The sequence below is a fragment of the Paraburkholderia fungorum genome, from assembly GCF_900099835.1.
GTDB lineage: Bacteria > Pseudomonadota > Gammaproteobacteria > Burkholderiales > Burkholderiaceae > Paraburkholderia > Paraburkholderia fungorum_A.
In genome coordinates this window covers 2,919,831-2,931,767 of the sequence record NZ_FNKP01000001.1, presented here as the reverse complement: position 1 = coordinate 2,931,767, position 11,937 = coordinate 2,919,831, and the positions used below count along the sequence as shown (strand labels likewise).

11 protein-coding genes are annotated in these 11,937 nt (G+C 63.4%); 2 read left to right on the top strand and 9 right to left on the bottom strand.

What is annotated here, in order from left to right; genetic code table 11:
• Positions 1 to 83 precede the first annotated feature (83 nt).
• The 9 genes from BLS41_RS12915 to BLS41_RS12875 all read right to left on the bottom strand — a co-directional run bounded on the left by BLS41_RS12915 (position 84) and on the right by BLS41_RS12875 (position 8,652).
• A complete protein-coding gene (locus BLS41_RS12915) occupies positions 84 to 584 on the bottom strand; it encodes a dihydrofolate reductase (RefSeq protein WP_074765023.1) in 501 nt (166 codons plus the stop codon).
• A 98-nt stretch (positions 585 to 682) separates the two neighbouring features.
• Positions 683 to 2,137 (bottom strand): sigma-54 dependent transcriptional regulator, encoded by a 1,455-nt coding sequence (locus tag BLS41_RS12910; protein WP_436971999.1) that lies wholly within the window; start codon positions 2,135 to 2,137, stop codon positions 683 to 685.
• Between the two features lie 123 nt (positions 2,138 to 2,260).
• Positions 2,261 to 3,715 carry a hypothetical protein gene (locus BLS41_RS12905; protein ID WP_074765019.1) on the bottom strand — a complete coding sequence of 485 codons (1,455 nt, stop codon included), beginning with the start codon at positions 3,713 to 3,715 and terminating at the stop codon, positions 2,261 to 2,263.
• Positions 3,716 to 3,858: 143 nt separating this feature from the next.
• Entirely contained in the window at positions 3,859 to 4,671 is an 813-nt protein-coding gene (locus BLS41_RS12900) for a peptidase C39 (RefSeq protein ID WP_074765017.1), read from the bottom strand.
• Between the two features lie 7 nt (positions 4,672 to 4,678).
• A complete protein-coding gene (locus BLS41_RS12895) occupies positions 4,679 to 5,395 on the bottom strand; it encodes a C39 family peptidase (protein ID WP_074765015.1) in 717 nt (238 codons plus the stop codon).
• Between the two features lie 91 nt (positions 5,396 to 5,486).
• On the bottom strand, positions 5,487 to 6,863 hold the full coding sequence (locus tag BLS41_RS12890) for a serine-rich family protein (RefSeq protein ID WP_074765013.1): 1,377 nt from the start codon (positions 6,861 to 6,863) through the stop codon (positions 5,487 to 5,489).
• A gap of 26 nt (positions 6,864 to 6,889) precedes the next feature.
• On the bottom strand, positions 6,890 to 7,519 hold the full coding sequence (locus tag BLS41_RS12885; protein WP_074765011.1) for a hypothetical protein: 630 nt from the start codon (positions 7,517 to 7,519) through the stop codon (positions 6,890 to 6,892).
• On the bottom strand, positions 7,516 to 8,079 hold the full coding sequence (locus BLS41_RS12880) for a hypothetical protein (RefSeq protein WP_074765009.1): 564 nt from the start codon (positions 8,077 to 8,079) through the stop codon (positions 7,516 to 7,518). Before BLS41_RS12880 ends, BLS41_RS12885 begins: the two co-directional genes overlap by 4 nt.
• 78 nt (positions 8,080 to 8,157) lie before the next feature.
• The gene (locus BLS41_RS12875; RefSeq protein WP_074765007.1) at positions 8,158 to 8,652 is read right to left on the bottom strand and encodes a hypothetical protein; all 495 of its coding nucleotides are present in this window, start codon (positions 8,650 to 8,652) and stop codon (positions 8,158 to 8,160) included.
• A gap of 534 nt (positions 8,653 to 9,186) precedes the next feature.
• On the opposite strand from BLS41_RS12875, the gene BLS41_RS12865 reads away from it, so the two are divergent.
• Entirely contained in the window at positions 9,187 to 10,581 is a 1,395-nt protein-coding gene (locus BLS41_RS12865; RefSeq protein ID WP_074765004.1) for a sigma-54 dependent transcriptional regulator, read from the top strand.
• 291 nt (positions 10,582 to 10,872) lie between these two features.
• Positions 10,873 to 11,844 (top strand): thymidylate synthase, encoded by a 972-nt coding sequence (locus BLS41_RS12860; protein WP_074765002.1) that lies wholly within the window; start codon positions 10,873 to 10,875, stop codon positions 11,842 to 11,844.
• The last annotated feature ends 93 nt before the right edge of the window (positions 11,845 to 11,937 follow it).

Sequence of the window (11,937 nt, the reverse complement as noted above, 5' to 3'; positions counted from 1 at the left end):
GTGGCGTTTTTTTTCGTGTTCCCGGACCTGGCGAGGCTTCCGGCTTCGCGTCAATTTCGCGTCGGCTTCGCGCCCGCGAAACCTCAGACGCCCTTGCGCTTATACGTGACGAACGCGTAGTCGAAGTCGTTCGGAGCGTCCGCGCGATGCGTTTCGTGCGCGACTTCTTCCCACTCGTTTTCGTCCAGCTCCGGGAAGGTGGCGTCGCCTTCGAAATCGGCGGAAATTTCGGTGACGATCAGCTTGTCCGCCTGCCGCAAGCCTTCCGAGTACAGCTGCGCGCCGCCAATCAGAAACGCTTCCGGTGCCTGATCCTGTGCGGCCAGCGTCAATGCGTCTTCGAGCGTGGTGGCGGCGTCGCAGCCCTGGAAGCGGCGGGTGGCATCCCGTGTCACGACGATGTTGCGACGTCCAGGCAACGGCCGCCCAATCGATTCATGCGTCTTGCGGCCCATGATGATGGGCGCGCCCATCGTGGTGCGCTTGAAGAACGCGAGGTCTTCGGGCAGTCGCCAGGGCAACTGGTTGTCGCGGCCGATCACGCCGTTGTTGGCGCGAGCGACGATCAGGGTGAGCGTCGTCATCGAATGGAAAAGGGAAATGTAATCCGGACGATTCTACCTGACGCGCCTGACGGGCCGCCGCCATCGTCAAGGCGGCCCGTCCGGCCGAAGCGCCGGCTTCACGCCGGTGCCGGTTCGTCGTCGCCGGGCCCCGCTTTTTCGTCGACGGCGCTCAACTCGCGCAGACCGTGCTGACCCAGCAGCCGGTACAGCGTCACACGCGAAATGTTCAGATCCGCCGCCGCCTCGTTCAGCCGATGCCGATGGCGCAGCAACGCCGCTTCGATCGCGCGTTTCTCGGCGGCCTCGCGTGCCTGCGACAGCGTCATGGTCTGCTGCTCCGTGAATTGCGCGAGATCGAGGTCGTCGGCGGAAATCAGTTTGTTCTCCGCCATCACGATCGCGCGGCGCACACGGTTGATCAGCTCGCGCACGTTGCCGGGCCAGTTGTAGTTGTACAGCGCCTCGATCGCGGATGGCGCGAAGCCGCGAATCTTGCGCGCGCTGTCGGTCTTGAACTTGCCCAGAATGTGATGCGCGAGAATTTCGATGTCCTTGCCGCGCGCGCGCAGCGGCGGCTCGTCGACGCGCAGCACGCACAGACGATGGAACAGGTCGGCACGGAAGCGTCCGTCGCGCATCGCGTCTTCGAGATCGACGTGGGTTGCGGAAATGATCCGCACGTCGACCGGAATCGATTCGCGGCCGCCCAGCCGTTCGATCTTGCCTTCCTGCAGGAAGCGCAAAAGGCTCGCCTGACTTTCGAGCGGCAGATCGCCGATTTCGTCGAGCAGCAGCGTGCCGCCGTCGGCGGCTTCGACGCGGCCGATCTTGCGCTGATTCGCGCCCGTGAACGCGCCGCGCTCGTAGCCGAACAGTTCGGATTGCAGCAGATGATGCGGAATCGCTCCGCAGTTGATCGCCATGAACGGCGCTTTGCGGCGGGGCGAGCGCTCGTGAATCGCGAGCGCAGTCAGTTCCTTGCCGGTGCCCGATTCGCCCGAGATGAACACGCTCGCGTCGGTGTTCGCCACCTTGCGGATCGTGCGAAAGAGTTGCTGCATCGCTTCGCAGGTGCCGACCATTTCGTCGTCGCCGGATTCGCTGACGGGCGGCGCGGCTTCGGGATCGCACAGCGTCATCATGCCGAACGCGTGGCCGACCAGATAGTCGACCGTCGCGTGGGCGACCGGCATTTTGACGTAGTCGAAACAGTAGTGGCGCACGAGCCGCCGCACCAGCGGATCATTGAGCCGCTCGCGGGTGGCGAGCGCGATCCAGCCGACCTGCTGCTGGCGCAGGCTGGCTTCAAGCCCGGCCAGATCGCGCGGCGGAAAGCTCGCCAGATCGACGATGCCCGCGCAGGCCAGATCGGGCTTCACCAGCCGCCCGAGTTCATGGGCCGAACGCGCTGCCGAAACATGCCAGCCACGGCTTTTCAGATGCGCGATCAGCGTTTCGTCGAGCGTACGCGCGACGTAGATCAACCGGCGCTCGGCAGCGGCATGCTCCGCCGCCGCGCCGGTCTCTGCCGCTTTCGGTTGCGCGCGGCAAGGGGTGACGTCGGCAGACATATCGGCAGCCGTTCCACCCGGCACCGCGAGCGACAGATGCGTACCCGCCGCGGCTCCCGCCACCTTTACAACATGGGTCAGATGAGGTGATTGACGCACGGACGACCTCGCTTTGTGATCACGTCAGAAGGTGTAGGGAAACCGCACGCCGACCACGAAGTTCGGCGCGTCGGGCGTCATGCCGACGGAAACCGAGCCGTTGATCGTCAGGTGCTTGTTCACGACGTGGTTCAGGCCGAAATTCATCGCTGCTGCCGTGGTTTCGCTGCCCGGCACCTTCGAGTAGGAGCCGCCCGGCGCACGCGTTTTCGATTCGGGTTCGAGCGCCATCGTGAACGAGATGCTGGCCGAATCCTTGTCCGAAAAAGCGAGCGCCACGCCGCCGCCGAACTGCACGACGTCGCCGAGCTTGACGGTGGCCGGCTCGGTTTGTCCCTGCACGGAGGAGATGTCCGCGAAGGAACGCGCGATGTTGTAGGTGTACGAAAGACTGCCGAACAGCACCACCGGGTCGTAGGTCTTCAGCACCGAGACGCCGGCCGTGACGCTCCAGAAACCGGTGCCGGTGGGCAGCTCGGTCGGCGCGACCAGGTTGGTGTTGTTCGCGTCGATCTGCACGACTTTCTGGCCGAACGGCGAGGTGCCGGTGGGCGCCTTGAAGCGCAGGCTGCCGACCACGTCCGGCATGCTGTTGGTCTCTTTCAGGAACTGGTAGTAGATCCCGAAGTTGACGTCGCCGATCGCGTTGCTGCTCACCGACGCGTCCGACAGCGTGCTGGCCGCGCCGCCCGCACCGCCGACGATGAAGTTGCTATGCCGGTACACGTACGGCACGTCGACATCGACGCTGATCCGGTCGGTCAGGCCGTAGCGCGTGTCGAGATCGGCCATCACCTGGTGCGACTTGGTCTGACCCAGGTTGATGTTGCCGAGGAAAATCGCGTCGAGTGCGAGGAAGCCCGACAACTGCAACTGGCGGCGATCGTAGTACGTGTCGCTGAAGCCGAGGTCCATCGTCAGCTTGTGGTCGAACAGCGGCGCGTGTTCGCGTTGCACGACGGCCTGCTCGGCTTGCGTGCGCGTCGGTTCGGCGGCTTGCTGGGTCTGGCCGACGGTGCCGCTGCGGCCGCTGCCGTCAGTGGCTTGCGGCAGGCCGCCCGCGCTGCTGCCGCTGCTGCCGTCGGGCGGCGGCGGGTTGACGGGCACGCCGGTCGCCGTGCCCGTGTTGCCGCCCGGCGCGGGTGTGCCGGGATTGACCTGCGCGAGCGGCGGCAACGGCACGGGCAAGCCGTCCGCGCCGGGTTGTTCCGCCACCGCTTCGCTACCTGCGGGCGCACCCGCACCCGGTATGCCGCGCCCGCGTTGCGACATCTCCAGATCGGTGACCTGACGTTCGAGTGAATGAATCTGCCGCTGCTGCTCGTCGACGACCCGCATCAACGTATTCAGCCGATCTTCTACGGATTGCTGCGCCAACGCCTGAGCGGCCGCGCCTTGTGAAAACGCAAACAGCATGGCGGCGGCCGGAATGGCCGCCAGCGCCATGCGCGGCGCCCTGATCGATGAAAGTCTTGTCATTTTGTGCTCCCCCGGTGTTCCGGCCGGGCGCTGCCTGCTGGTCTGGCGAAGGCGTTGCGCGGCCGTATCTGTACTGCTCTTGCTGCGTTTGCTGCTTGTCTGGCGGGTGGCGGCCCGCCGTTTTTTCTCCTTTCGGGTGCGGTCTATCTCCTGTTTTGCAGTGCTTGTAGTACGCCGATCTGGCGGAGCATGGCGGCCGACATCTGCTGCGTCTGCAGATGCAACTGAAGCGCATTGGCGACCTGCTGGTTGTTGCCTGCAATCTGGAGTAGCTGGGCGATCTGGCCGTTGCCCGGCGTGATGGTCTGGGTGGCGAGCCCGGCCGGCGTTTGCAGCGCGACCTGCACGCCGTTGCTGCCGAACGAGATGCCGGCCTTGACCGAGCCGTTGCTATTGCTGGCAGCAGCCGACGGGGCATTGGCGGTGCCCGTCGACGGCAGCGCGCCGCTGGTGAAGTCGATCGTCGCGGCGTTAAAGCCGCTGTTGCTGTCGCCGGCAACCTGCGTGACCTGCGACACGCCGTTGACCGCGATGCTCTGTCCGCCGTTTGCCTGCGCGTTGGGATTGGCCCCCGAGTCGCCGTGGGCATTGCCCGTCACGCTGGCCAATGTGCTGACGGTGCTGACGAGCTGGCCGGCCGTATTGCGCACCGCGCCGAGCGTCCCCTGCGCGAGCGCGTTCACGCCGTTGGGCAACTGCCATTGCGAAAGCACGTTCAGAACGAAGCCGGAAATCATCGTGGCGCCGACGTATTTGCCGGTCTGTCCGGCGAGCACGTCGTCGTCGACCATCTGCACCTTGACGGCGGCGGAGGCCAGGTCGCGAGGACCGGCTGACGAAGCGAGCGCTTCCGGCGCCGCCGGCGAGCCGATGCCCTGTGATGCATGAGCACTGCCGGTTGCGCCGAATGCGACGGCGCAGAAGGCAAGCCCGAGCTGTGTGAGATGTTGCTTCATGGTTGGGTCAGAACAGGTCTGCCTTGATCAAGCCATACTCGACAAAGGGAGTCGCGGCGGTGCCGTTAGCCAGCGCGCTGGCGCGCAGCTTGAGCGCGAGCGACTCGTTGTCCTGCAACAGCGGGGAATCCTCCCTGAAGGGTTTGCCGAGGACCGCGAACACGAGACCGTTCCAGGTCTTCGCGAAATCCTCTTCGAGCACGATGCGATTGCCGAGCGCCGGGTCCGCGAGAAACACGCGGCCGTTCTCCACATGCTTGACGATCACGAAATGCTCGTATCCGTCGATGTTCATCAGAACCATCACGGGAATCTGCAGATGAGTGAGCGCGTCGGTGTTGACCCGGAAGCCGCGGCCGCGCAAGCCGATGGTCTCGACGAACTTCTTCATGTCGAGCATCGAGAAGCCGTTCTTGACCACGACGTCGGGCGTCGAGAAAACCATCATCCGGCGGATCAGTTCGGTTTCCGGAATGTCGATTCCGTAGCCGAACTTCAGGAGGGTGGCGAGCGCTGCCGCGCCGCAGCTGTAGTCGAATTGCTGGCTGACGACGTGGCTGTAACGAATGTCCTTCATCGAACGGATCGTTTTCGTCAACGGCACGCCCACGAGCGTGGACGTGTCGATGCTCGACTGTGCGTAAGTCTGGTCCACGCACAGAGTGCAGCCTGCCAGCGCTACGGCCAACAGCCGTCGCGCCGGGAACCCCTTGAACCCGGACATACTGGTCTCCTGCTTTTATCCGTGCCGGCCGCCCTGGATGGCGGCCGGCACGTCCCTCCCGATGTGCTTCTGGCTTTTTGTGCCGGTCAGCTTATTTGCCGCTGTTCAGCGCTGCGATCGCGAGGCCGTTGTGTTGCAGGTTGCCCGCGCCGCCCGCGATGTTCACGCCGATGTTGCCCGACGCCATATAGAGCGAGTTGGCGCCCAGCGTCGCGGTGCCCTGGAATTGACCGGCAACCGCCATCGTGGCGGATTGCGAGTTGTCGTCCGTGGCGACCATCGCGGTGGTCGAGACATCGCCTTGCGTCTTCGTCGTCACAGCACCGGCGAGGCTGTTGTTCTGCACGTTGCCGATACCCGAGGCCACGTTCACCCCGACGTTGCCCGACACGCCCGACAGCGAGCCATCACCGATCGACGCGTTCAGATTGAAGTTGTTGATCGTTGCGTTGCCGGCCGACGCTTGCGAGCTGAAGATCTGCGCATTGCCGAACACGTTGCCGACATCGACCGAGGCCAGCGACGTGTCGTTGCTTTGCGCATTGCTGATGCCTTCCGCGATGTTGATGCCGAGGTTGCCCGACACGCTGTTGGCTGCGTTGGTGCCGGTGGTCGCGGTCAGCGTGCCCGGAGCCTGGGTGTTGGTGTATTGCGTGACGTAGCCGCTGGTCGTGTCGTTGGTCGTCTTCAGGCTGGCGTTGACGTCCCATTTGGCGCCGTAGGAGTCGCTCGACGAGGTATGGCTGCTCGAATGACCGGACGACTGTTCGGCGACTGCCGCATAGCCCGAACCTTCGTTGGCGTTGAAGCTCCACACCTTGCCTTGCCCGGATGCTTCCGACGCTTCGAAGCCGCCTGCGACGCCCGACGAGTTCGCGTAGCTCGATTCGCGATAGCCGGCCTGCAAGCCTGCGCCCGCGCTGAACGAGGCGCCGTCGCGCGACGAATGTGTGGTGTAACCGCCGCCGATCGAGCCGCCCGCCGCAATATGGCCGCCGGAATTCGACGCCGTGTGCGAGAAGCCGCCGACGATGCCCGAAGCCTGCTGGCTGCCTTCATAGCCGCCGCCCGATACCGACTTGCTTTGGCTGCCGTACACATAGCCGCCCGAGGCTTCGAACGATTGCGAGCCGGACGAGTGCGTCGTATGCGACTGGGTCGTCGTGAGGCTGGCCGTGCCGCTGGTCTTGATCGAGGCATCCGTGTCGTTGTAGGTCTTCGTGACCGCGCCGACCGTGTAGCTTTGCGCTTGCGGGATCAGCATCGCCTGCACGTTGACCGACTGGGTGTTGTTGATCACCGCGCCGGCCGTGCTCGACACGTGGACGCAACCGTACAGTCCGACCAGACCTTCGACGCCGACTGCTTCGCCGATCATCGTGGCATTGAACAGGTAGACGGGCTTCGCAGCAAATGCGCTGCTGGATGCGGCGACGAGTACGGCTGCAGCAATAAGAGTGCGCTTCATGATTCGCTCCGATACTTTAAGTGTGGTCAGTTAAAAAAAGTGCCCGCCGGGGGACGGAGCACAAAACTGTTTGCCGTTGCGTTACCGGCGCCGGCTGCCTGGTTGATCTGCACGATCCCGTTGACGTTCCTGAAGGCATCGCTGGAGATGTTTGCCTCGCGGACGCTATGAACCCCGATGGATTGACCCAGACTTCCGTTTTTCGGGGCCGTCGCGGATAGCTCCCCATCCGAGACGGTCTCGACTCCGAGCGCGCCAGTCCCGATCTGGGTGCTGTTGCGCTGCAGATTCCCTGCTCCGGCCGACTGGTTCACCAGCACCGCACCGGATGTGTTCGAAAAAGCGTTGGCTTCGATCGTGGCTCGCGCGCTGGTGACCTTCGCGGCCCCGGACGCGCTTTGCACGCTCGCGTTGTCGTTGCCGGCGATCGAGCCGCCGGTCGTGATCGTCACCTGATTGGCCTGGGCGTTATCGATCCCCGCCGTCTCGTTGACGGTGAACGCGCCGGTCACACCCGCGCCCGCACCGTTGCCGATGGTCGCGTCGGCGCTGACGCGGGGCGCCGATTGCGCATGCGCGTGGCCGGCTGCGAGGGCCGCGCCGCTCAGGCACATGCAGAGGGCCAGCCGCAGCGGATCGAACTTGAGCGAGTTCATTTCAGACCTCCGAGCGTGCCGCTGAGCACGTTCGACAGAGGCGCCAGCGCGCCGGTCACCGACGACGTAATCGTTCCGCCGATGCCCGCTGCGGGCGCGCCGATCGAACCGGAATTCAGCGCGATGTTGTTGCCGGTCGCGCGGCCGCTGAGGATCTGCGTGACTGCCTGCATGCCGGTGCCGCCTAGCACGCCGTTGTCGGCGACACCGCTGGACCCGTGCGCGTTCGTCAGATCGGTATCACCCACCAGTTGGGCGATGGCCGGATTGAACGAGTTGGCCGGGAAAGTGGTGGCGCGCACTGCGACCGGGTCCTGGTCGCGAGGTACGGGAACGAAGGCGTCGCGCGGCGTCACGGTGCGTTCGACGATGATGTCGCCGGGATTCGTGACCTGCTGCGCCTGAGCGTCGATGGCGAAGCAGAGGGCGAACAGGGCGGCGATGCCGGCCAGCGCGGCGGGAAACCTGTCGCGGGTTCGCGCAATGCGCAGTGTCAAGGCGAGGGCGGGCGACGCCGCCCGCGACCTGTCGGCGCGCGGCGTCCTGATGAGGGTGGTCATTTCTCGGTCCTTTTATTCTGTTCGCTGGTCGCGGCGGTTTAATCGGCGCCGTCTGTTTGCATCGTTAATTTGTTCGCGCTACTTTCTTTGGTACGTGGCGACATTGCCTTGGGCATTGCGTGCGGCGTCGACCGGAATCGGCATCGGTGACGGCGGCGCGATCTCATCCCACAGCGTCACGCTGCCGTTGCCGCGCATCAGTTGCGGTGTCGCGGCGACCATCACCATGCCGAGCGCGCCGCCGCGTTGACGCGAGAGCATCTGGTCGTCGAGCGAAATATCGTTCATCGATGCACCATCGACCGGCATGGTCAGCGCGTAGCTGGCAAGCGGGCTACCTTCGGCGAGAGCGTCGGCGCCGGTGCTGGCCGAGGCCAACGCAGCGGACTGCATGCTCGTGAAGATGAAGTGAGCGTGGCTGGCCGGATCGGCGGATTCCGCCAGCATGGCGGTTCCGGCCTGGGTGGCCTCCTGTCCGTGGACGCCGCCGGACAGGGTGCTCAGTGCAAGCGCCGCGAAGAGGGCGGCGCACGGCACGATATTGTGTAGATCAATGCGGAAAACGAATCGCATGATGTGTCTCCTTGGTGCACAGCATTTAGCGAAACGTGTGCCATCGCTCGCAATCCATTGATGGATCGGGATGCGACCCGAAAAGCAGGGAGTAACGATTCGGAAATCGGTCAAAAACGTTTCAACGCTGAAACGGGAGGCACAAAATACCTATAATTTGTTAATCGCGCCGCTACGGACTATCTGCGGGTGAACGCCAGGAAAAGCGCTTCCACTAATGTTTTATTTGTCGGTTTAATAATTGATTTATGCCGTGAATGCCTTGCTGGGCAAGGGTCCCTGATTAAATTCGCATAATTGTTTTCCAAGCGGCGCGCGTATAGTAAGCTCTCGAAAAGAGCTTCAGATTTAAAAAAGCCCACAAATGGGCCGTCTCAAACACACACGCCGCTTTCTTGGGGATCAGCTGTCCGCACGGAATGGAATGGCCGTTCGGTATTTGCTATTTGCGAATCCCGAACGAGTCAGCGTGTCTGAATCGAGATTCAGGTGCGTGCGTCGTCCTTAACGTTCGTTGACGAGAGGATCTGAATAATGGAACCCGCAACGCGGCAACTGATTTACGTTTCGCGCGATCCAAGCGCGGAACTGCATACTTGCTTTCACCAGCGCGGCTGGCACGTTGAAGTCGTAGGGTCGGCGCGCGACGTGCGCCGGGCAGTTCGCGCCGGAATGGCAGCGGGCGGTTTGCTCGATCTTTCCAGCGATTTCCAGCCGCACGAAATCGCCGCTTTCGAATCCTGTCTGACCATGCCGAATGTCGGCTGGGTTGCTGCTACTACGCCGGGCCAATTGCAGGACGCCGCGTTGCGCCGTCTCGTTCGCGATTACTGTTTCGATTACGTGACCGTACCTTATTCGGGCGACCGGATCGTCGATTCGGTCGGGCACGCTTACGGGATGATTTCGCTCGGCGAACCTGCGTCGAACGATGCGTCGCAAGGCGCGGAAGGCGAAATGGTCGGCTCGTGCGACGCGATGCTCGCGCTGTTCCGCTCCATCCGCAAAGTGGCGATGACGGATGCGCCGGTGTTTATTTCCGGCGAATCGGGTACCGGCAAGGAATTGACGGCCGTCGCGATTCACGAACGCTCGGCACGTCGCAACGCGCCTTTTGTGCCGATCAATTGCGGCGCGATTCCACCGCATCTGTTGCAATCCGAATTGTTCGGCTATGAACGCGGCGCGTTTACGGGCGCGAATCAGCGCAAGATCGGGCGAGTTGAAGCCGCCAATGGCGGCACGCTTTTTCTCGATGAAATCGGCGATTTGCCGCTTGAAAGTCAGGCGAGCCTGCTGCGTTTCCTGCAGGAGCGCAAGGTCGAGCGGCTGGGCGGACACGGCGCAATCGATGTCGACGTGCGCATCATTTCGGCGACTCACGTCGATATGACCGCCGCGATGATCGAAGGGCGCTTTCGCTCGGACCTTTATCACCGGCTTTGCGTGCTGCAGATCGACGAGCCGCCGCTGCGCGCGCGCGGCAAGGATATCGAGCTGCTCGCGCGGCATATGCTGGAGCGCTTCAAGAAAGATGCGAGCCGGCGTCTGCGCGGCTTCGCGCCGGACGCGATCGCGGCGTTGCATAACTATGGCTGGCCGGGCAATGTACGCGAGCTGATCAACCGGGTGCGCCGTGCAATTGTGATGTCCGAGGGCCGGGCGATCACCGCGCGCGATCTCGAACTGGCCGAGTATGTGGAGATCGTGCCGGTGTCGCTTGCGCAGGCACGGGAAGCCGCCGAGCGGCAGGCAATCGAACTGGCGTTGCTGCGTCATCGCGGACGGCTTGGCGATGCCGCGCAGGAACTCGGCATTTCGCGCGTCACCTTGTACCGTCTGCTGTGTTCGCATGGCATGCGGCATATGGAAGGCGAGCCGATGTCGTCGCCACATGGGGATTTGCCGGCGTCGGTGCCACATCTTTGAAAGAGTTGGCGGCGCTGACCTTGTTTGCGTTGAGCCGCCGCGGTCACATTTTCACTCGCTGATCATCCGAATTTCGGGGACGCGCGGTCATCGTCGACAAGATGGCCGCGTATCGCGCCCGCTAGTCTTTTCGTTTCGCCAACTGCGCCAAACTCCGTTTCGCTTCGATATTTCCCCACTCGCGAGCCTCGACCGGGCGCTCGCGCGCCGCGCTTGTTAAAATCGGGTTTTACGCTCAATCCCCGTGGCGCGCGGTCGGGCTCTGGTCCGCGCCTCGTCGAAGGAACCTGCATGAAACAATATCTCGACCTCGTCCGCACGATCCTCGACACCGGCACGTGGCAGGAGAACCGCACGGGCATCCGTACCATCAGCATGCCGGGCGCGATGCTGCGCTTCGATCTGCAGCAGGGCTTCCCCGCGGTCACGACGAAAAAGCTGGCGTTCAAGTCGGCGATCGGCGAACTGGTCGGATTTCTGCGCGCGTCGCGCAGTGCCGCGGATTTCCGCGATCTCGGCTGCAAGGTGTGGGACGCGAACGCGAACCAGAATCCGCAGTGGCTGGCCAACCCGTATCGTCAGGGGCCGGACGATCTCGGCGATGTCTACGGTGTGCAATGGCGTCAATGGCCGGCGTACAAGGTGCTCGACGCCGGCGCAAGCGCGCAGCTCGCCGATGCGACCGCGCGTGGTTTCCACGTGGTCACCGAATTCGACGAAAACGGCAGCCCCAAGGTGTTGCTGTATAAGGCGATCGACCAGTTGCGCCAGTGTCTGGACACGATCATGCAGAACCCCGCCGACCGGCGGATTCTGTTTCACGCGTGGAATCCGGCGGTGCTGGATCAGATCGCGCTGCCGGCGTGTCATCTGCTGTATCAGTTTCTGCCGAACGTGGCGAAGCGCGAGATTTCGCTGTGCCTGTATATCCGCAGTAACGATGTCGGGCTGGGCACGCCGTTCAACCTGACCGAAGGCGCGGCGTTGCTGCATCTGGTGGGGCGTCTGACGGGGTACACGCCGCGCTGGTTCACGTACTTCATCGGCGATGCGCACATCTACGAGAATCAGCTCGATATGTTGCAGCAGCAGCTCACGCGTGAGCCGTACGAGAGTCCTGCTTTCGCGATTTCGGACCGCGTGCCGGATTACGCGAAAACCGGCGTGTACGAGCCGGAATGGCTGGAGAAGATCGAGCCTTCGGATTTCTCGCTGGTCGGTTACAAACACCATGAGCCGTTGACCGCGCCGATGGCGATTTGATACCGGACAGAGCGGCTATCCTGGCCGCGTAGAAGAAAAAACCCCCGCGATGTGAATCGCGAGGGTTTTTTGTGCAGCGTGTGACAGCGTTGG

Excerpts from the sequence above, each read along its gene's own strand:
- BLS41_RS12910 (WP_436971999.1), bottom strand. The coding sequence starts at position 2,137 with ATGTCTGCCGACGTCACCCCTTGCCGCGCGCAACCGAAAGCGGCAGAG.
- BLS41_RS12915 (WP_074765023.1), bottom strand. The coding sequence starts at position 584 with ATGACGACGCTCACCCTGATCGTCGCTCGCGCCAACAACGGCGTGATC.
- BLS41_RS12860 (WP_074765002.1), top strand. The coding sequence starts at position 10,873 with ATGAAACAATATCTCGACCTCGTCCGCACGATCCTCGACACCGGCACG.
- BLS41_RS12895 (WP_074765015.1), bottom strand. The coding sequence starts at position 5,395 with ATGTCCGGGTTCAAGGGGTTCCCGGCGCGACGGCTGTTGGCCGTAGCG.
- BLS41_RS12900 (WP_074765017.1), bottom strand. The coding sequence starts at position 4,671 with ATGAAGCAACATCTCACACAGCTCGGGCTTGCCTTCTGCGCCGTCGCA.
- BLS41_RS12875 (WP_074765007.1), bottom strand. The coding sequence starts at position 8,652 with ATGCGATTCGTTTTCCGCATTGATCTACACAATATCGTGCCGTGCGCC.
- BLS41_RS12885 (WP_074765011.1), bottom strand. The coding sequence starts at position 7,519 with ATGAACTCGCTCAAGTTCGATCCGCTGCGGCTGGCCCTCTGCATGTGC.
- BLS41_RS12865 (WP_074765004.1), top strand. The coding sequence starts at position 9,187 with ATGGAACCCGCAACGCGGCAACTGATTTACGTTTCGCGCGATCCAAGC.
- BLS41_RS12905 (WP_074765019.1), bottom strand. The coding sequence starts at position 3,715 with ATGACAAGACTTTCATCGATCAGGGCGCCGCGCATGGCGCTGGCGGCC.
- BLS41_RS12880 (WP_074765009.1), bottom strand. The coding sequence starts at position 8,079 with ATGACCACCCTCATCAGGACGCCGCGCGCCGACAGGTCGCGGGCGGCG.
- BLS41_RS12890 (WP_074765013.1), bottom strand. The coding sequence starts at position 6,863 with ATGAAGCGCACTCTTATTGCTGCAGCCGTACTCGTCGCCGCATCCAGC.